This is a genomic window from Massilia sp. BGA-UO-ETr-WB1, from assembly GCF_059567845.1.
Genome location: NZ_JCAQOT010000026.1, coordinates 824,001 through 840,781 on the forward strand (window position 1 = coordinate 824,001; position 16,781 = coordinate 840,781).

Genomic DNA, 16,781 nt, shown 5'->3' on the forward strand with positions numbered 1-16,781 from the left:
GGCGCCAAGAAAAAAGCCGTGCGCGGGTTCACCTGCGCACGGCTTTTTTCGTTGCGGCGAACCTCGTCCGCCGCAGATTATAGCGCTTACTGTGACACTTACAGCCAGTACACCACGATGTACAGGCCGAGCCAGACCACGTCCACAAAGTGCCAGTACCAGGCGGCGCCTTCGAAGCCGAAGTGGTGCTCCGGGGTGAAGTGGCCCTTCATGACGCGCACCATCACCACCGCCAGCATGATCGCGCCCATGGTCACGTGGAAGCCGTGGAAGCCGGTCAGCAGGTAGAAGGTGGAACCGTAGATGCCCGAGGTCAGCTTCAGATTCAGTTCGCTGTAGGCGTGCATGTACTCGTACACCTGGAAGCACATGAACACGGCGCCCAGCGCCACGGTGGCGGCCAGCCAGCCGACGGTCTTGCCGCGCTTGCCCGCGATCAGCGCGTGGTGGGCGATGGTCAGGGTCAGGCCGGACAGCAGCAGCAGCGCGGTGTTGATGGTCGGGATAGGGAACGGGCCCATGGCGGTGAAGCTCTCCACCACGCCGGCCGGGGTGTTGCCCCACTGCGCGGCGAAGTCCGGCCAGATGAATTTATGGTCCAGGTCACCCAGCCATGGCAGGGTGATGGCGCGCGCGTAGAACAGCGCGCCGAAGAAGGCGCCGAAGAACATCACCTCCGAGAAGATGAACCAGCCCATCGACCAGCGGTAGGAATGGTCGATGCGCTTGCTGTACAAGCCGCCTTCCGATTCCTTGATGGCGTCGCCGAACCAGAAATACAGCACGGTCAGCGTGGCCAGGATGCCGATGATGTTGACGGTGGAGCCCCAGGAGGCGTCGTTGACCCAGGCCGACGCGCCTATCATGGTGATGAGCAGGGAAATGCCGGCCAGCATGGGCCAGCGGGACGGACCAGGCACGAAGTAGTACGGTGCCGCGTTATGTGAACTCATCTTCATCTCCTAATAATCTTAGACAGTTACTGTGAAACTGCGAACTTCACTATTGTTATCAGCAAGCCAATGAACAGCGCCACGCCTATCAAGGCGGCGATGATGACGTGGAAGGGATTCAGCTTGGCCCCGTCCTGGTCAAAATCCTTTTTCCGGCGCAGGCCGAAGAACGACCAGATCACCGCTTTCATCGAATACATGAAAGAAGCTGTTTGCTTCTTTTCTTCCATCTTGGCCCCCCTAGTTTGAGGCAGTCTTGTCCAGTCCCGCGATCTCGAAGAACGTGTACGACAGGGTGATGGTCTTCACGTCCTTCGGCAAAGCCGGATCGATGAAGAACACCACCGGCATCTGCCGCGCCTCGTTCGCCTTCATGGTCTGCTGCTGGAAACAGAAGCATTCCACTTTCTTGAAGTAGGCCGTGGCGCTGTTCGGCGCGTAGCTCGGGATCGCTTGCGCGTTCACCGTGCGCGGCTGCGTGTTGACCACTTCGTACACCACCGTGGCCAGCTCGCCCGGATGGACCTGGATGCTGCGCTGGGTGGCGCGGAAACGCCACGGGCCGTGCGCATTGCTATCCAGCTCCACCGTCACCAGCCGGCTGCTGTCGACCTGGGTGTTCTTCGGGTCCAGCGAGACGGTGCCGTCCTTCTGCGTGATCATGTTAATCCCGAGCACCTCGCAGATATGCTTGTACACCGGGATCAGCAGGTAGCCGAAGCCGAACATCATCACCGCGATGATGAGCAGCTTCCGCAGCATGCGCAGGTTTTCGGCCTTGACGCTGACCATGCTCATCTCAGCCCAGCCAGCCGCGCTTGACGAACACGGACACGAAGAACACCAGCGCGATCGAGCCCAGCACCAGCGCCAGCTTCAGATTGCTCTGTTTTTTCGGGGCGGCCATGGCTTATTTCACGTGCGGTGGCGTTTCGAAGGTGTGGAACGGCGCCGGCGACGGCACGGTCCACTCCAGGCCTTCCGCGCCTTCCCATGGCTTGTCGCCCGCAGGCTTGCCGCCGCGGATGGTCGGCAGCACCACGAAGAACAGGAAGAACACCTGGCTCAGGCCGAAACCGAAGGCGCCGATGGAAGCGATGGCGTTGAAGTCGGTGAACTGCGCCGCGTAGTCGGCGTAGCGGCGCGGCATGCCGGCCAGGCCCAGGAAGTGCATCGGGAAGAAGGTGATGTTGAAGGTGATCAGCGACAGCCAGAAGTGGGTCTTGCCCATCGCTTCGCTGTACATATGGCCGGTCCACTTCGGACCCCAGTAGTAGAAGCCGGCGAACAGCGCGAACAGCGAGCCGGCCACCAGCACGTAGTGGAAGTGCGCCACCACGTAGTAGGTGTCCTGCAGCTGGATGTCGATCGGGGTCACGGCCAGGATCAGGCCGGTGAAGCCGCCGATGGTGAACACGAAGATGAAGCCCACCGCGAACAGCATCGGGGTTTCGAAGGTCATCGAACCCTTCCACATGGTGGCGATCCAGTTGAACACTTTCACGCCGGTCGGCACCGCGATCAGCATGGTCGCGTACATGAAGAACAGCTGCGAGGTCACCGGCATGCCGGTGGTGAACATGTGGTGCGCCCAGACGATGAAGGACAGGATCGCGATCGAAGCGGTGGCGTACACCATCGAATGGTAGCCGAACAGGGTCTTGCGGGCGAAGGCCGGGATGATCTGCGAAACGATGCCGAAAGCCGGCAGAATCATGATGTACACCTCGGGGTGGCCGAAGAACCAGAAGATGTGCTGGTACATGACCGGGTCGCCGCCGCCGGCGGCGTTGAAGAACGAGGTGCCGAAGTGGCGGTCGGTCAGGGTCATGGTGATGGCGCCTGCCAGCACCGGCATCACGGCGATCAGCAGGTAGGCGGTGATCAGCCAGGTCCAGCAGAACATCGGCATCTTCATCAGCGTCATGCCGGGCGCGCGCATGTTCAGGATGGTGACGATGATGTTGATCGAGCCCATGATCGAGGACGCGCCCATGATGTGCATGGCGAAGATGCCCATGTCCATGCCGGGGCCCATCTGGGTCGACAGCGGCGCGTACAGCGTCCAGCCGGCGGCGGTGGCGCCGCCCGGCACGAAGAACGAGCCGGCCAGCAGCAGCGCGGCGGGCGGCAGCAGCCAGAACGAGAAGTTGTTCATGCGCGCGAAGGCCATGTCGGACGCGCCGATCTGCAGCGGGATCATCCAGTTGGCGAAGCCGACGAAGGCCGGCATGATGGCGCCGAACACCATCACCAGGCCGTGCATGGTGGTGAGCTGGTTGAAGAACTCGGGCTGGAAGAACTGCAGGCCGGGCTGGAACAGCTCGGTGCGTATCATCAGCGCCAGCACGCCGCCGGACAGCAGCATGATGAAGGAGAACCACAGGTACAGCGTGCCGATATCCTTGTGGTTGGTGGCGAACAGCCAGCGCTGGTAGCCGCTGGGGTGGTCGTGTGCGTGATCGTGGTCATGGTCGTGGCCATGACCGTGTGCCTGGTGATCGTGTGCGTGATCGATAGTCGTGCTCATGATGTGCAACTCCTAATTACTTGCGTGCAGCCAGGACTTCGGCCGGTTGAACGATGTTTTCGGCCGGCTTGTTCGACCAGCTGTTGCGCGTGTAAGTGATGACGGCGGCGATGTCGGTGTCCGACAGCTGCTTCCAGGCCGGCATCTCGGCCGGGAACTTGCCGGTCTTCTGGCCGTTCAGCAGCACGTGGATCTGGGCCGCCTTCTCGCCGGTCACGATGGCCGAGGCGTCCAGCGGCGCGAACGCGCCCGGCACGCCCTTGCCGTTGGCCTGGTGGCACACGGCGCAGTTGGCGGTGTAGACTTTCTCGCCCTTGGTCTTCAGTTCATCGATGGTCCAGGTCTTGTTCGGATCGTCCGCCAGGGCGGCCAGCTCCTTTTTCTTCTTGTCGGCCCAGGCGGTGTACTCCTCGGCGGTGACCACGCGCACCACGATAGGCATGAACGCATGGTCCTTGCCGCACAGTTCCACGCAGGTGCCGCGGTAGACGCCGGTGTGCTGCGCCTTGAACCAGGTGTCGCGCACGAAGCCGGGGATGGCGTCCTGCTTCACGCCGAAGGCGGGGATGGTCCAGGCGTGGATCACGTCGTTGGCGGTGGTGACGATGCGGATCTTCTTATTGACCGGCACCACCACTTCGTTGTCGACTTCCATCAGGTAGTTTTCGCCGCGCTGCTCGGTCGGCGCCACGCCGGGCGCGCCCACTTGCGCGCGCGGGGTGGCCAGGTTGGAGATGAAGGTGATGCCCTCGCCCTCGCCCTTCAGGTAGTCGTAGCCCCATTTCCACTGCATGCCGGTGGCTTTGATGGTGATGTCGGCGTTGGAGGTGTCCTTCATGGCCACCACGGTCTTGGTGGCGGGCAGCGCCATGCCGATGACGATCAGGAACGGCACCACGGTCCAGGCGATTTCGACGGCGGTGGATTCGTGGAAGGAGGCCGATTTGTGGCCCAGCGATTTGCGGTGCTTGAGGATGGAGTAGAACATCACGCCGAACACGGCGACGAAGATCACCAGGCAGATGATCATCATCAGGTTGTGCAGGCTGTAGATTTCCGACGCGATGGCGGTGGCGGGCGCCTGCAGGTTCAGCTGGTTGACCATGGGACCGCCGGTACCGCCGGTGGCCTTCGAGTATTCAGTAGCCGCTGCAGCCGTCTCCGCCGCCCAGGACGGGACTGCGGCGGCTGTCATCGACAGCGCGAGCATCAACGATTGAAATCGCTTTGCATGTTTCATGTTTTCCCCAACCACCCAAGAAATAATTAATATTTTTAAAGGCAGCCGTCCGATGTTCTGAATAGCCGCCGTACGCTACAACACCTAAAGTCCCCCGCCCTGCATTTTGGTAATACTTATACAAGACGAAATGATGGCAAAATTAGTCAAGGATTATAGTCAACACCCCTAGGGGCATCAAGGAAATTATCTGTTACGCAAGCCTAATCGTCAGTGCTTTGGCGTTATTTGCCACATATGCCGGGCGCTATTCCACATGCGTGCGCCTACTTGCCAGGCTTGCCACCCGGCTTGCGCGGCAGGTCGAAGCGGATAATCGACTCGCCCTGGCTGGTGGTGCGTGGTGCCGGGCGGAAAGCATGTCCGTATAGCACTTCGAAAGTCAGGCCCAGCTTGCCGTCCGGGCGGCGCTGGCGCTCCAGTCCGGCCAGCAGGCGGGCGCGGCCGGCGCGGCCCAGCAGCCCCGGGCGGCGCGTGGCCAGCGGATTGCCGCCCCAGGCGCGCACGTCGGCCAGCAGCGCCTGCGGCGTGTCGTAGGTGACGGTGATCTTCTCCATGTCCAGCACCGGGGTGGAAAAGCCGGCCTCCACCAGCTGGTCGCCGAAATCGTGCATGTCCACGAAGGGCAACGCGTGCGGGAACAGGTCGACGTCGGCAAACGCCGTGCGCAATTCCGAGAAGGTGTCCGGGCCGAAGCAGGAAAACATCAGCAGCCCCTCGACCCGCAGCACGCGGCGCCACTCGGCGAACACGCGGTCCGGCTGCGGATGCCAGTGCAGCGCCAGGTTGGACCACACCAGGTCCATGCTGTGCAGCGCCAGCGGCAGCTCGGCGAAGTCGCCGCACACCAGGTCGACCCCGGTTTTCGACGGCATCAGCTTGCTGATCAGCTGGTTGAAGCCGCCCTTGGGCGCAGGACCGGCGGCGCTGGCCGCGCGCGCCATCGGTTCGGACGCATCGACGCCCAGGATCTGGGCTGCAGCATACATTTTCTGCAACATTGGCAAATCCGCACCGGCGCCGCAGCCCGCGTCCAGCACGCGCTGCGGCACGATTTTCACCAGCTGCAGGCGGTCCTGCATGCGCGACGAGATCTCGCGGCGCAGGAAATCGGACGGCGCAATGCGCTCCGGACGGGAAAACAGCGCGCGCACGCGCTCGATGTCGATGGGCGCGCTCAATTTCGGCGGCTTGGCGGGAACTTGCATGATAGGTCAGACTCGCGGTCGGATGGGTGAGATAATGGCGGCAGTTTACATGGTTAAGGGGAAGTGCGATGCCTGGCCCTGAATCCGGACCCGCTGCAGCCGGTCCGGTCCCGCCGTCCTGGCCGCCGTCCTGGCTGCGGTCGCGCCGCCGGCTGCGCACGCTGCTGGCCGGCGCCGGCCACGCCCTGCTGCCCGGCGCCTGCGTGCTGTGCGGCGGCGAGGCGGACGGCGGCACGCAAACTTGCCGGGAATGCCACGCGCAGGTGTTCGGCGCGGCGCGCCCGCGCTGCCGGGTGTGCGCCAACCCGCTGCCGGGCGCGTGGCACGGCGACGGCGGTGCGGCCCTGTGCGGCCGCTGCCTGGCGCAGCCGCCCGCCTTCGACGCCACGCTGGCCGCCGCCGACTACGCCATGCCGCAAGACCAGCTGGTGCTGCAGCTCAAATTCGGCGGCCGCCTGGCGCTGGCCGCGCTGTTCGGCCGCGCGCTGGCCGACGCCGTCCAGGCTGCGCCCGGCCTGGTGCGGCCCGCCGTGCTGTGCCCCGTACCGCTGGGACCGCAGCGCCTGGCCGAGCGCGGCTTCAACCAGGCGCTGGAAATCGCCCGCGCGCTGGGCCGGCGGCTGGACATCGCCGTGCAGCCGCGCCTGGCCGCACGGGTGCACGACACGCTCGCGCAAAGCCTGGTGCAGCCGTCCGAGCGGCGCGCCAACATCGCGCGCGCCTTCGCGGTGCCGGACCGGGCGCTGGTCGAAGGGCGCCATATCGGCATTGTCGACGACGTCATGACCAGCGGCCAGACGCTGGACGAACTGGCCGCCGCATTCAAGCGCCACGGCGCCGCGCGCATCACCTGCCTGGTGTTTGCCCGCACGCCGCCGCATTACAGTTAACAGGAGAAACTTAGTGTTCCACGTAGTACTAGTCAACCCAGAGATCCCGCCCAACACCGGCAACGTCATCCGCCTGTGCGCCAACACCGGCGCCCAGCTGCACCTGATCGAGCCGCTCGGCTTCCCGCTGGAAGACAGCAAGATGAAGCGTGCCGGGCTCGACTACCACGAATACGCCAGCATGAAAGTGCACAAGAGCTGGGACGCCTTCCTGGCCAGCGAGCAGCCCGACGCGGCGCGCATGTACGCCATGACTACGCACGGCTCCTCGCCCTTCGCGCAATGCCGCTTCCAGCCGGGCGACTACTTCGTGTTCGGCTCCGAGACGCGCGGCCTGGCCCCGGAACTGCGCAACAGCTTCCCCGAAGGCCAGCGCATCCGCCTCCCCATGCGCCCCGACAACCGCAGCCTCAACCTCTCCAACACGGTCGCCGTGGTCGTGTTCGAAGCCTGGCGCCAAAACGGCTACACCGGCGGCGCCTGACGCCCCCTTGGCGCCAAGCGATCTGAGCCGCATTCGGGGTCAGACCCCGAATGCGGCTCAGATCGCCGGTTGCGATGTTTATTCCGAATCAATGCAGTCGTACCTGAAGCTAGTAAATTGCTCCGATGAGCAGACCACTACGCATCCAGGCGCCGGGCGCCTTCTATCACGTCACGTCACGCGGCAATCGCAGAGCCCGGATCTATGCCGACGATTTCGACTACGCAGCTTGGCTCGGCATGCTGGGGGAAGCGGCAGCGCGCTTCGAACTCGTCATACATTGTTACTGCCTGATGCCGAATCACTATCACCTTGTAGTCGAAACGCCGTTGGGCAATATTGCTGACGGCATGCACTACCTCAACGGAAAATACTTTCAATATTTCAACCGCAAACACAACCTGACCGGGCATGTTTCTCAAGGGAGATATCACGCTGAGTTGATTCAGCGCGACCTGCATCTCATGGAACTGGCGCGCTATGTCGTACGCAATCCGGTACGTGCCGGGTTGGCCCAGACAGCGCAGGATTGGGCTTGGAGCAGTTACCGCAGCGCGCTGGGCCTGGCTCCGGCACCGCTATGGCTAACTCTGCAATACTTGCTCAGCCAGTTCGGCAACGCACCGGCCGCACAGCGCTCCGCCTACCGCCTGTTCGTTCAGCAAGCCCACGACGAGTCCAACCCGCTGCGGCGCACGCATAAGCCAGGCCGACGGCGCCCCATCGACGATCCGGAGTTGCGTCGTTCACTTGCCGAGTATTTCAACCGCTTCAGCGACCCGATCGAGGCTGCACACCACGCCTACTTATCCTCCACTTACTCCATTCGCGCCATGGCCCGGCATCTCAAGATTTCTCCCCGCAGTCTCACGCGGCTACTACGCGCTCGCGCGAAACAAGCGAACTGAGCCGCATTCGGGGTCTGACCCCGAATGCGGCTCAGGCCGCCTGTCTACGGTGTTGGCATGGCTGGGCGCTTCGTCGTATAAGGGCGTATAGCGCTATGGGGAGGGCTTATGTTCGAGATGGAGTTGCCGTGGTGGGAGCTGGTGGCGCGCGGGGCGATCATCTATACACTGCTGCTGGTGATGGTGCGCGTGGCGGGCAAACGCACCGTCGGCCAGTTCACGCCCTTCGACCTGCTGGTGGTCATGCTGCTGAGCGAGTCGGTGTCGAATTCGCTGTCCGGCGGCGATAATTCCATTCCCGGCGGCTTGCTGATCGCCGCCACCCTGATCGCCCTGAACATGGCCATCGCCTTCGTCACCTCCCACAGCCGCAAGGCCGCCGAGCTGATCGACGGCACCGCCGTCCTGCTGGGGCGCGACGGCAAGATTTTCGACGAGGTCGTGAAGAAGAACCGCGTCGCCGAGGGCGACGTCGAACAGGCCATGCGCGAGCAGGACTGCGAGCTGGCCGACATGAAGTGCGCCTTCCTCGAGGCGGACGGCAAAATCACCATCCTCAAGAAGAAATAGCTCAGCCCCCGAAGGTGCGCACCTTGGCCAGCAGCTTGGTGGTGGAGCGGTCGTGCTCGAAGTCGATCGCCACCGCCTGCCCGCCGTAGGCGATCACGGCCTTGCCCTCGGGGATGGCCGTCATGTCGTAGTCGCCGCCCTTGGCGTAGATCTCCGGCCTTGCTTCCTGCACCACTTCCAGCGCCGTGTCTTCGTCGAACGGCACCACCAGGCTGACCGACTCCAGCGCCGCCAGCACCGCCAGGCGGTCGTCGCAGGCGTTCAGCGGGCGGTCGTCGCCCTTGCCCAGCCGCTTCACCGAGGCGTCGGTGTTGGCCGCCACCACCAGCGAGGCGCCCAGCGCGCGCGCCTGCGCCAGATAGGTGACGTGGCCGCGGTGCAGGATGTCGAACACGCCGTTGGTGAGCACCACCGGCTTGGGCAAGGCGGCCACGCGCGCCGCCAGGTCGGCGCGGCTGCAGATTTTTTCTTCGAATTGGGGCATAGGTTCCGTTGGTTAGTGGCCGGGCTCGGCGTCTTCCTCTTCCTCGTCGATTTGCATGCTCAGCTCGCCAACCGGCCGGGCGCCGCCGCCGCCCTCGCCCGGCTCCTTGCGGTCGCCGCGCAGCTTGATCTGCAGCCGCAGCCCGTTGGCCGAGTCGGCGTTGCGCAGCGCCTCTTCATAGGAGATGTAGCCCTTATTATAGAGCTCGTACAGCGCCTGGTCGAAGGTGCACATGCCCAGCTCGCGCGACTTGGCCATGATTTCCTTGATGGCGTGGAAATTGCCCTTGAAGATCATCTCGGCGATGGTCGGCGTGTTCAGCAGGATTTCGATGGCCGCCTTGCGCCCCTTGCCGTCCTCGGTGCGCACCAGGCGCTGCGACACGATGGCTTTCAGATTGGACGACAAATCCATCAGCAGCTGGTTGCGCCGCTCTTCCGGGAAGAAGTTGATGATGCGGTCCATGGTCTGGTTGGCGTTGTTGGCGTGCAGGGTGCCCAGGCACAGGTGGCCGGTCTCGGCGAAGGCGATGGCGTGCTCCATGGTCTCGGTGTCGCGGATTTCGCCGATCAGGATCACGTCCGGCGCCTGGCGCAGCGTGTTCTTCAGCGCGTTGTGCCAGGAATGCGTGTCCACGCCCACTTCGCGGTGCGTCACCAGGCAGCCCTTGTTCTTGTGCACGTATTCGACCGGGTCTTCCACCGTGATGATGTGGCCGGCCGAGTTGCTGTTGCGGTAGTCGATCATGGCCGCCAGCGTGGTCGACTTGCCGGACCCGGTGCCGCCCACCACCAGCACCAGCCCGCGCTTGGTCATGATGACTTCCTTCAGCACCTCGGGCAGGTCCAGCTTCTCGAAATTCGGGATTTCCGAGGCGATGGTGCGGATCACCATGGCCACGTTCTGCTGCTGCACGAAGACGTTGACGCGGAAGCGGCACACGTCCGGCAGCGAGATGGCGAAATTGCATTCCATCTCGGCGGCGAACTCGTTGCGCTGCTTGTCGTTCATGATGGCCATGGCCAGCGCGCGCGTGACTTCGCCGGTCAGGCGCTGCTGGCTGAGCGGTTTCATGGCGCCCTGCGACTTGATGCTGGGCGGGAAATCGGCGGAGATGAACAGGTCCGAACCGCCGGCCTGGTGCATCACCTTGAGCAGTTTGTGGATGTAGGCCTGCGCTTCTTCGTGGCCAAATGTGGATGACATGCTTGCCTCGCCGGGTAGGGTCGGCTGCCTGGGCACAGCCGGTCCGGGCAATTATAGCCATCCCCTTACGCTACAATACAATTTAGTTGTGCTGGACAGCTGGCCGGCTTTCGGCATTGCGCCCAACCATTGCCTGTGTGCAAATACATTTATGACACTGACCGAATTGAAATACATCGTCGCTGTTGCGCGAGCGAAACACTTCGGACACGCCGCCGAAGCCTGTTACGTCGCCCAGCCTACGCTCTCGGTTGCCATCAAGAAGCTCGAAGACGAGCTGGGTGTCGTGCTGTTTGAACGTGGCGGCGCCGAAATTTCCGTCACCCCGCTGGGCGCGCAGATCGTGGCCCAGGCCGAGCGCGTGCTGGAGCAGACCGCCGCCATCAAGGAACTCGCCAAGCAAAACAAGGATCCGCTGGCCGGGCCGCTGCGCCTGGGCGTGATCTACACCATCGGCCCCTATCTGCTGCCGCCCCTGGTGAAGGCAATGATAGAGAATGTGCCGCAAATGCCGCTCATCCTTCAGGAGAACTTCACGGTGAAGCTGCTGGAGATGCTGCGCCAGGGCGAGCTGGACGCGGCCATCATGGCGCTGCCGCTGCCCGACCACGGCATGGCCATGCAGGCGCTGTACGACGAACCGTTCGTGGTGGCGATGCCGCGCCAGCATCCGTGGGCGGCGCGCAACAGCATCCCGGCCGAGGATTTGAAAACGGAAACCATGCTGTTGCTGGGCAACGGCCACTGTTTCCGCGACCAGGTGCTGGAAGTGTGCCCGGAAATGGCGCGCTTCTCCTCCCCCGGCAACGGCATGCAGCGCACCTTCGAGGGTTCCTCGCTGGAGACCATCCGCCACATGGTGGCCAGCGGCATCGGCCTGACCGTGCTGCCGCGCGCCTCGGTGCCGGACATGGCGGTCAAGGACGGCATGCTGCAGTTCCGCCATTTCGATCAGCCCGCGCCGTCGCGCCGGGTGGTCATGGTGTGGCGCAAGAGCTTCACGCGCAAGGCCGCCATCGACGCCATCTGCAGCGCCGTGGCCGAGTGCGCGCTGCCGGGCGTGACGCCGCTGTGCCAGGACGAGCCCCCGGCCTGAGGCCCACGCAGGGTCCGCGCAGGGTCTATAATCGCGTTTTTGCCTAGCTCCCGAACGCGATGAACAAGCTGCAGCTCTACTTCCGCCTGGTACGCCTCGACAAACCCATCGGCACCGTGCTGCTGCTGTGGCCCACCCTGGGCGCGCTGTGGCTGGCCAGCGGCGGCGTGCCGGACTGGCGCCTGCTGATCATCTTCTCGCTGGGCACCCTGCTGATGCGTTCGGCCGGCTGCGCCGTCAACGACTACGCCGACCAGGATTTCGACCGCCACGTGAAGCGCACCGCCGAACGCCCCATCACGAGCGGGCGCATCAGCGGCAAGGAAGCGCTGGCCGTGGCCGCCGCCCTGGCGGTGCTGGCCTTCCTGCTGATCCTGCCGCTCAACGCGCTGACCAAGCAGCTCAGCGTGGCGGCCGCCGTGATCGCCGGCACCTATCCATATTTCAAGCGATTCTTCGCCATTCCGCAGGCTTACCTGGGCATTGCCTTCGGCTTCGGCATTCCGATGTCGTTTGCCGCCGTGCAGGGCGCGGTGCCGGCGGTGGCGTGGTGGCTGCTGGCGGCCAATGTGTTCTGGGCCGTGGCCTACGACACCGAGTACGCGATGGTGGACCGCGACGATGACCTGAAAATCGGCATCAAGACTTCGGCCATCACCTTCGGCAACTACGACGTGGCCATCGTCATGCTGTGCTACGCGGTGTACCTGGGCATGCTGCTGGCGGCGGGCCGCCAGTTCGGCCTGGGCTGGCCGTTCCACCTGGGGCTGGCGGCGGCGGCGGCCATCGCCGCCTACCACTACACCTTGATACGCGGCCGCGAACGTGCGCCTTGCTTTGCCGCGTTCCGGCACAATAACTGGCTGGGGGCGGCTGTGTTTGCGGGCATTGCGCTGGACTTTGCGCTAAGGTAAGCAAACGGCGCGTCCCTGCCTTATCCACCACTGCATAGAGGCTATCCATGGACCAGAACATCAATCAAGCCAGCGGCAGCACCTTGCGCAACGAGGCCGGCGCCGACCGCGAACGCCTGCTGAGCCACCTGCGCGACGCCGTCACCGACGCCGAACAATGGCTGAGCACGGCAGTCAAGGACGGCAGCGCCGAGATCGAACACGCCAAGGCCGCTTTCAAGGAAACCCTGCAGACCGCCAAGACCGATCTGCTGCGGCTGGAAGACAGCATGCTGGCGCGCAGCAAGCTGGCGGCCAAGGCCACCGACAACTACGTCCACGACCATCCGTGGGGCGCGGTGGCGATGGGCGCGGCGGTGGGCCTGCTGGCCGGCCTGGTGATCGGCGCCCAGCAGCGCTGATGCCGCTTCGGCGGGCTCAGTCCGCGCCGCCGAACTCCTGTCCCAGCTCGTGGCCGCGCGCGGCGGCCGCCTTCATGGCGCGGCCGATCGCCTCGGCCACGCCGTCCTGCGCCATGCTGGTCAGTGCCGCGTAGGTGGTGCCGCCCTTGGACGTGACGCGTTCGCGCAGCAGCGACACCGGCTCGTCCGACTGCGCGGCCAGCTGCGCCGCGCCGGTGAAGGTGGCCAGCGCCAGTTCCTTGCCCTGCTGGGCGCTCAGGCCCAGCTCCTCGGCCGCTTTCTGCATCGCTTCGATAAAGTAGAACACATAGGCCGGACCGCTGCCCGACACCGCCGTCACGGCGTCGATCTTGCCCTCGTCGTCCAGCCACACGGTGCCGCCCACGGCTTGCATGATGGCGTCGGCCTGCTGCCGCTGCTGCGCGCTCACGCCCGCCGACGCGGCCATGCCGGTGATGCCCATGCCGATCAGCGCCGGCGTGTTCGGCATGCAGCGCACGATGGCGCCATAGCCGCCCAGCCAGCGCGACAGGTCCGCCGCGCGGATGCCCGCCGCGATCGACACCAGCAGCGGGCCGTGCTCGACGCCCCTGGCCGGCAGCAGCGGGCGCAGCTGCCCGGCCACTTCGCGCATGCTTTGCGGCTTCACCGCCAGCACGATCACGTCCGCGCTGGCCACCGCCTGGTAGGCCGCCGCCGCGGCGGCGGCGGCTTCGTCGCCCGCCGCCACGCCGGCGCCCGGCGCATGGTGCGCGCCCGGCAGCGCGGCCGAGGTGCCCACGCCGAACTGCGCGCGCAGCTTGGCCAGCGCCGCCGCGTTCGGGTCCACCACGTGGATGTCCGCGCCCGCCGTCAGCTTGCCGGCCAGGCCGGAGATCAGTGCTGCGGCCATATTGCCGCCGCCGATAAATGCTATTTTCATACTCATCCTTTAGGGGGGTAGCTGCGCGCGCCGAAAATGGCGCTGCCCACCCGCACGATGGTGGCGCCTTCCAGCACCGCCGCCCGCAGGTCGCCGGACATGCCCATGGACAGCGTGTCGAGCGCCAGGCCTTGCGCGCGCAGCGCGTCGTACAGTTCGCGCACGCGGCGGAATGCCGCGCGCTGCTTGTCGAAATCGTCTTCCGGTTCCGGGATCGCCATCAGCCCGCGCAGGCGCAGGTTCGGCAGCCCGGCCACCGCCCGCGCCAGCGCCGCCACCTCGTCCGGCGCCGCGCCGCTCTTGCTGGCCTCCCCGCTGATGTTCACTTGCAAACAGATATTCAGCGGCGCCAGCCCGGCGGGACGCTGCTCGCTCAGGCGCAGCGCGATCTTCTCGCGCTCCACCGTGTGCACCCAGTCGAAATGCTCGGCGATGGGCCGCGTCTTGTTGCTTTGTATAGGCCCGATGAAATGCCACTCCAGTGCCTGGTCCGGCATGGGCGTGGCCGCAGCCAGCGCGCGGATCTTGTCCACGCCCTCCTGCAGGTAGTTTTCGCCGAAGGCGCGCTGCCCGGCCTGCACCGCTTCCAGTACCGCCTCCGGGCCGAAGGTCTTCGACACGGCCAGCAAGCGCACCGCTCCCGGCGCGCGCCCGCCTTCGTGCTCCGAGGCAACAATTGTACTGATCACTGCTTGCAAGTTCTGGGCTATTCTGGACATAATCATCGGGCTGGCTGGTTGGGCCGGTTCCGCAGGCCTTTCCCCGAAACGCAGCACTGGGATTATAAATGGACATCTCCGAATTACTCGCATTCTCCGTCAAGAACAAAGCCTCCGATTTGCACCTGTCCGCCGGCCTGCCGCCCATGATCCGCGTCCATGGCGACGTGCGCCGCATCAACCTGCCGCCGCTCGAGCACAAGGACGTGCACGGCATGATCTATGACATCATGAACGACGGCCAGCGCAAGGCCTACGAGGAAATGCTGGAGTGCGATTTCTCCTTCGCCATTCCCGGCCTGGCGCGCTTCCGCGTCAACGCCTACAACCAGGAACGCGGCGCGGCCGCCGTGCTGCGCACGATTCCGTCCAAGATCCTCAGCCTGGAAGAACTGAACGCGCCCAAGATCTTCGCCGAATTCGCGCTCAAGCCGCGCGGCCTGGTGCTGGTGACGGGGCCGACCGGCTCCGGCAAGTCCACCACGCTGGCGGCCATGGTCAACCACCTCAACGAAAACGAGTACGGCCACATCCTCACCATCGAGGACCCGATCGAGTTCGTGCACGATTCCAAGAAATGCCTGATCAACCAGCGCGAAGTGGGGCCGCACACGCTGTCGTTCAACAACGCGCTGCGCTCGGCGCTGCGGGAAGACCCGGACGCCATCCTGGTGGGCGAGCTGCGCGACCTGGAAACCATCCGCCTGGCGCTGTCGGCGGCCGAAACCGGCCACCTGGTGTTCGGCACCCTGCACACCTCCTCCGCCGCCAAGACCATCGACCGTATCGTCGACGTGTTCCCGGCCGAGGAAAAGGAGATGGTGCGGGCCATGCTGTCCGAGTCGCTGCAGGCGGTCATTTCGCAAACGCTGCTGAAGACCAAGGACGGCTCCGGCCGCGTGGCGGCGCATGAAATCATGGTCGGCACGCCGGCCATCCGCAACCTGATCCGCGAGGCGAAGATCGCGCAGATGTACTCGGCCATCCAGACCGGCAGCAACGTCGGCATGCAGACGCTGGACCAGAACCTGACCGACCTGGTGCGCCGCAACCTGATCTCGCCGGCCGCCGCGCGCAACGCCGCCAAGATCCCCGACAACTTCCCGGGCTGACTTTATGGAACGCGACCAGGCCTCAAAATTCATGTTCGACTTGCTGCGCCTGATGGTCAGCAAGAACGGTTCGGACCTGTTCATCACGGCCGGCTTCCCGCCGGCGATGAAAATCGACGGCAAGATGACGCCGGTGTCGGCCCAGCCGCTGACGGCGGCCCACACCTCGGACCTGGCCCGCTCCATCATGAACGACAAGCAGACCGCCGGCTTCGAGCTGACCAAGGAAGCCAACTTCGCCATCAGCCCGGGCGACCTGGGACGCTTCCGCGTGTCGGCCTTCGTGCAGATGAGCGCGGTCGGCATGGTGCTGCGCACGATTAACTCGGCCATCCCCAAGCTGGAAGACCTGGGCCTGCCGGAAGTGCTGAAGGACGTGGTGATGTCCAAGCGCGGCCTGGTGATCATGGTGGGCGCCACCGGCTCGGGCAAGTCGACCACCCTGGCGGCCATGGTGGGCTACCGCAACGAGAACAGCTACGGCCACATCATCACCATCGAGGACCCGGTGGAATTCGTGCACCCGCACCGCAACTGCATCGTCACGCAGCGCGAGGTGGGGGTGGACACCGAGGACTGGGAAGTGGCGCTGAAGAACACCCTGCGCCAGGCGCCCGACGTGATCCAGATCGGCGAGATCCGCGACCGCCAGACCATGGACCACGCCATCGCCTTCGCCGAAACCGGCCACCTGTGCCTGGCCACCCTGCACGCCAACAGCGCCAACCAGGCGCTCGACCGCATCATCAACTTCTTCCCCGAAGAGCGCCGCCAGCAGCTGCTGATGGATTTGTCGCTCAACCTGAAGGGCATGATTTCGCAGCGCCTGGTGCCGCGCAAGGAGACCAAGGGCCGCGCGGTGGCGATCGAGATCATGCTCAATTCGCCGCTGATCTCGGACCTGATCTTCAAGGGCCAGGTGCACGAGATCAAGGAGCTGATGAAGAAATCGCGCGAGCTGGGCATGCAGACCTTCGACCAGTCGCTGTTCGACCTGTTCGAGGCGGACGCCATCAGCTACGAGGACGCGCTGCGCAACGCCGATTCCGTCAACGACCTGCGGCTGGCCATCAAGCTGGAAGGCAAGGCCGCCAAGACGCGCGACCTGTCGGCCGGCACCGAACACCTGAACATCATCTAAGGA

General features: G+C 64.8%; 20 protein-coding genes. 9 read left to right on the forward strand and 11 right to left on the reverse strand.

Annotated features, from left to right (window positions below):
* Positions 1–98: 98 nt before the first annotated feature.
* The 7 genes from AC56DV_RS26060 to AC56DV_RS26090 all read right to left on the reverse strand — a co-directional run bounded on the left by AC56DV_RS26060 (position 99) and on the right by AC56DV_RS26090 (position 5,931).
* On the reverse strand, positions 99–959 hold the full coding sequence (locus AC56DV_RS26060) for a cytochrome c oxidase subunit 3 (RefSeq protein ID WP_496317112.1): 861 nt from the start codon (positions 957–959) through the stop codon (positions 99–101).
* 20 nt (positions 960–979) lie between these two features.
* Positions 980–1,183: a DUF2970 domain-containing protein gene (locus AC56DV_RS26065; protein ID WP_496317113.1), complete on the reverse strand. Its 204-nt coding sequence runs from the start codon at positions 1,181–1,183 to the stop codon at positions 980–982.
* A 10-nt stretch (positions 1,184–1,193) separates the two neighbouring features.
* Entirely contained in the window at positions 1,194–1,745 is a 552-nt protein-coding gene (locus AC56DV_RS26070) for a cytochrome c oxidase assembly protein (RefSeq protein WP_496317114.1), read from the reverse strand.
* Between the two features lie 7 nt (positions 1,746–1,752).
* Complete coding sequence (locus tag AC56DV_RS26075; protein ID WP_496317115.1) at positions 1,753–1,860, reverse strand: cytochrome oxidase small assembly protein; 108 nt, start codon at positions 1,858–1,860, stop codon at positions 1,753–1,755.
* Positions 1,861–1,863: 3 nt separating this feature from the next.
* Positions 1,864–3,483, reverse strand: coding sequence for a cytochrome c oxidase subunit I (gene ctaD / locus AC56DV_RS26080; protein WP_496317116.1), 1,620 nt, complete (start codon positions 3,481–3,483; stop codon positions 1,864–1,866).
* Positions 3,484–3,499: 16 nt separating this feature from the next.
* Positions 3,500–4,723: a cytochrome c oxidase subunit II gene (gene coxB, locus AC56DV_RS26085; protein ID WP_496317117.1), complete on the reverse strand. Its 1,224-nt coding sequence runs from the start codon at positions 4,721–4,723 to the stop codon at positions 3,500–3,502.
* A gap of 266 nt (positions 4,724–4,989) precedes the next feature.
* Positions 4,990–5,931 carry a methyltransferase domain-containing protein gene (locus AC56DV_RS26090; protein WP_496317118.1) on the reverse strand — a complete coding sequence of 314 codons (942 nt, stop codon included), beginning with the start codon at positions 5,929–5,931 and terminating at the stop codon, positions 4,990–4,992.
* Positions 5,932–5,999: 68 nt separating this feature from the next.
* On the opposite strand from AC56DV_RS26090, the gene AC56DV_RS26095 reads away from it, so the two are divergent.
* The 4 genes from AC56DV_RS26095 to AC56DV_RS26110 all read left to right on the forward strand — a co-directional run bounded on the left by AC56DV_RS26095 (position 6,000) and on the right by AC56DV_RS26110 (position 8,783).
* Positions 6,000–6,821, forward strand: a complete 822-nt coding sequence (locus tag AC56DV_RS26095) for a ComFC family protein (RefSeq protein ID WP_496317119.1) — start codon at positions 6,000–6,002, stop codon at positions 6,819–6,821.
* Between the two features lie 13 nt (positions 6,822–6,834).
* Positions 6,835–7,305, forward strand: a complete 471-nt coding sequence (gene trmL, locus AC56DV_RS26100; RefSeq protein ID WP_496317120.1) for a tRNA (uridine(34)/cytosine(34)/5-carboxymethylaminomethyluridine(34)-2'-O)-methyltransferase TrmL — start codon at positions 6,835–6,837, stop codon at positions 7,303–7,305.
* A 125-nt stretch (positions 7,306–7,430) separates the two neighbouring features.
* On the forward strand, positions 7,431–8,213 hold the full coding sequence (locus AC56DV_RS26105) for a transposase (protein WP_496317121.1): 783 nt from the start codon (positions 7,431–7,433) through the stop codon (positions 8,211–8,213).
* A gap of 108 nt (positions 8,214–8,321) precedes the next feature.
* Positions 8,322–8,783, forward strand: a complete 462-nt coding sequence (locus AC56DV_RS26110; protein WP_496317122.1) for a DUF421 domain-containing protein — start codon at positions 8,322–8,324, stop codon at positions 8,781–8,783.
* 1 nt (position 8,784) lies between these two features.
* Here the strand turns inward: AC56DV_RS26110 and AC56DV_RS26115 are convergent, their stop codons facing one another.
* Together AC56DV_RS26115 and AC56DV_RS26120 are read right to left on the reverse strand one after the other, a co-directional pair.
* A complete protein-coding gene (locus AC56DV_RS26115) occupies positions 8,785–9,267 on the reverse strand; it encodes an adenylyltransferase/cytidyltransferase family protein (protein WP_496317123.1) in 483 nt (160 codons plus the stop codon).
* Between the two features lie 12 nt (positions 9,268–9,279).
* A complete protein-coding gene (locus AC56DV_RS26120; protein ID WP_496317124.1) occupies positions 9,280–10,473 on the reverse strand; it encodes a PilT/PilU family type 4a pilus ATPase in 1,194 nt (397 codons plus the stop codon).
* Between the two features lie 151 nt (positions 10,474–10,624).
* Here AC56DV_RS26120 and AC56DV_RS26125 point away from each other — a divergent pair, with 151 nt between their 5' ends.
* Genes AC56DV_RS26125 through AC56DV_RS26135 form a run of 3 tightly spaced genes read left to right on the forward strand, consistent with a single transcriptional unit; the run spans position 10,625 to position 12,884 of the window.
* Positions 10,625–11,569: a hydrogen peroxide-inducible genes activator gene (locus tag AC56DV_RS26125; RefSeq protein ID WP_496317125.1), complete on the forward strand. Its 945-nt coding sequence runs from the start codon at positions 10,625–10,627 to the stop codon at positions 11,567–11,569.
* 59 nt (positions 11,570–11,628) lie between these two features.
* Complete coding sequence (gene ubiA, locus AC56DV_RS26130) at positions 11,629–12,483, forward strand: 4-hydroxybenzoate octaprenyltransferase (RefSeq protein ID WP_496317126.1); 855 nt, start codon at positions 11,629–11,631, stop codon at positions 12,481–12,483.
* Positions 12,484–12,530: 47 nt separating this feature from the next.
* Positions 12,531–12,884: an ElaB/YgaM/YqjD family protein gene (locus AC56DV_RS26135; protein ID WP_496317127.1), complete on the forward strand. Its 354-nt coding sequence runs from the start codon at positions 12,531–12,533 to the stop codon at positions 12,882–12,884.
* A 16-nt stretch (positions 12,885–12,900) separates the two neighbouring features.
* On the opposite strand, the gene proC is transcribed toward AC56DV_RS26135, so the two are convergent.
* Positions 12,901–13,806, reverse strand: a complete 906-nt coding sequence (gene proC / locus AC56DV_RS26140) for a pyrroline-5-carboxylate reductase (protein WP_496317128.1) — start codon at positions 13,804–13,806, stop codon at positions 12,901–12,903.
* Positions 13,807–13,808: 2 nt separating this feature from the next.
* Positions 13,809–14,525, reverse strand: a complete 717-nt coding sequence (locus AC56DV_RS26145) for a YggS family pyridoxal phosphate-dependent enzyme (protein ID WP_496317129.1) — start codon at positions 14,523–14,525, stop codon at positions 13,809–13,811.
* Between the two features lie 68 nt (positions 14,526–14,593).
* On the opposite strand from AC56DV_RS26145, the gene AC56DV_RS26150 reads away from it, so the two are divergent.
* Positions 14,594–15,637 carry a type IV pilus twitching motility protein PilT gene (locus tag AC56DV_RS26150; RefSeq protein ID WP_056398579.1) on the forward strand — a complete coding sequence of 348 codons (1,044 nt, stop codon included), beginning with the start codon at positions 14,594–14,596 and terminating at the stop codon, positions 15,635–15,637.
* 4 nt (positions 15,638–15,641) lie between these two features.
* Positions 15,642–16,778 carry a PilT/PilU family type 4a pilus ATPase gene (locus AC56DV_RS26155; RefSeq protein WP_496317130.1) on the forward strand — a complete coding sequence of 379 codons (1,137 nt, stop codon included), beginning with the start codon at positions 15,642–15,644 and terminating at the stop codon, positions 16,776–16,778.
* Positions 16,779–16,781: the final 3 nt, after the last annotated feature.

Excerpts from the sequence above, each read along its gene's own strand:
- AC56DV_RS26065 (WP_496317113.1), bottom strand. The coding sequence starts at position 1,183 with ATGGAAGAAAAGAAGCAAACAGCTTCTTTCATGTATTCGATGAAAGCG.
- AC56DV_RS26105 (WP_496317121.1), top strand. The coding sequence starts at position 7,431 with ATGAGCAGACCACTACGCATCCAGGCGCCGGGCGCCTTCTATCACGTC.
- ctaD (WP_496317116.1), bottom strand. The coding sequence starts at position 3,483 with ATGAGCACGACTATCGATCACGCACACGATCACCAGGCACACGGTCAT.
- AC56DV_RS26135 (WP_496317127.1), top strand. The coding sequence starts at position 12,531 with ATGGACCAGAACATCAATCAAGCCAGCGGCAGCACCTTGCGCAACGAG.
- AC56DV_RS26150 (WP_056398579.1), top strand. The coding sequence starts at position 14,594 with ATGGACATCTCCGAATTACTCGCATTCTCCGTCAAGAACAAAGCCTCC.
- AC56DV_RS26155 (WP_496317130.1), top strand. The coding sequence starts at position 15,642 with ATGGAACGCGACCAGGCCTCAAAATTCATGTTCGACTTGCTGCGCCTG.
- ubiA (WP_496317126.1), top strand. The coding sequence starts at position 11,629 with ATGAACAAGCTGCAGCTCTACTTCCGCCTGGTACGCCTCGACAAACCC.
- AC56DV_RS26075 (WP_496317115.1), bottom strand. The coding sequence starts at position 1,860 with ATGGCCGCCCCGAAAAAACAGAGCAATCTGAAGCTGGCGCTGGTGCTG.
- AC56DV_RS26145 (WP_496317129.1), bottom strand. The coding sequence starts at position 14,525 with ATGTCCAGAATAGCCCAGAACTTGCAAGCAGTGATCAGTACAATTGTT.
- AC56DV_RS26090 (WP_496317118.1), bottom strand. The coding sequence starts at position 5,931 with ATGCAAGTTCCCGCCAAGCCGCCGAAATTGAGCGCGCCCATCGACATC.
- AC56DV_RS26125 (WP_496317125.1), top strand. The coding sequence starts at position 10,625 with ATGACACTGACCGAATTGAAATACATCGTCGCTGTTGCGCGAGCGAAA.
- AC56DV_RS26110 (WP_496317122.1), top strand. The coding sequence starts at position 8,322 with ATGTTCGAGATGGAGTTGCCGTGGTGGGAGCTGGTGGCGCGCGGGGCG.
- AC56DV_RS26095 (WP_496317119.1), top strand. The coding sequence starts at position 6,000 with ATGCCTGGCCCTGAATCCGGACCCGCTGCAGCCGGTCCGGTCCCGCCG.
- AC56DV_RS26115 (WP_496317123.1), bottom strand. The coding sequence starts at position 9,267 with ATGCCCCAATTCGAAGAAAAAATCTGCAGCCGCGCCGACCTGGCGGCG.
- proC (WP_496317128.1), bottom strand. The coding sequence starts at position 13,806 with ATGAAAATAGCATTTATCGGCGGCGGCAATATGGCCGCAGCACTGATC.
- AC56DV_RS26070 (WP_496317114.1), bottom strand. The coding sequence starts at position 1,745 with ATGGTCAGCGTCAAGGCCGAAAACCTGCGCATGCTGCGGAAGCTGCTC.
- AC56DV_RS26120 (WP_496317124.1), bottom strand. The coding sequence starts at position 10,473 with ATGTCATCCACATTTGGCCACGAAGAAGCGCAGGCCTACATCCACAAA.
- AC56DV_RS26060 (WP_496317112.1), bottom strand. The coding sequence starts at position 959 with ATGAAGATGAGTTCACATAACGCGGCACCGTACTACTTCGTGCCTGGT.
- coxB (WP_496317117.1), bottom strand. The coding sequence starts at position 4,723 with ATGAAACATGCAAAGCGATTTCAATCGTTGATGCTCGCGCTGTCGATG.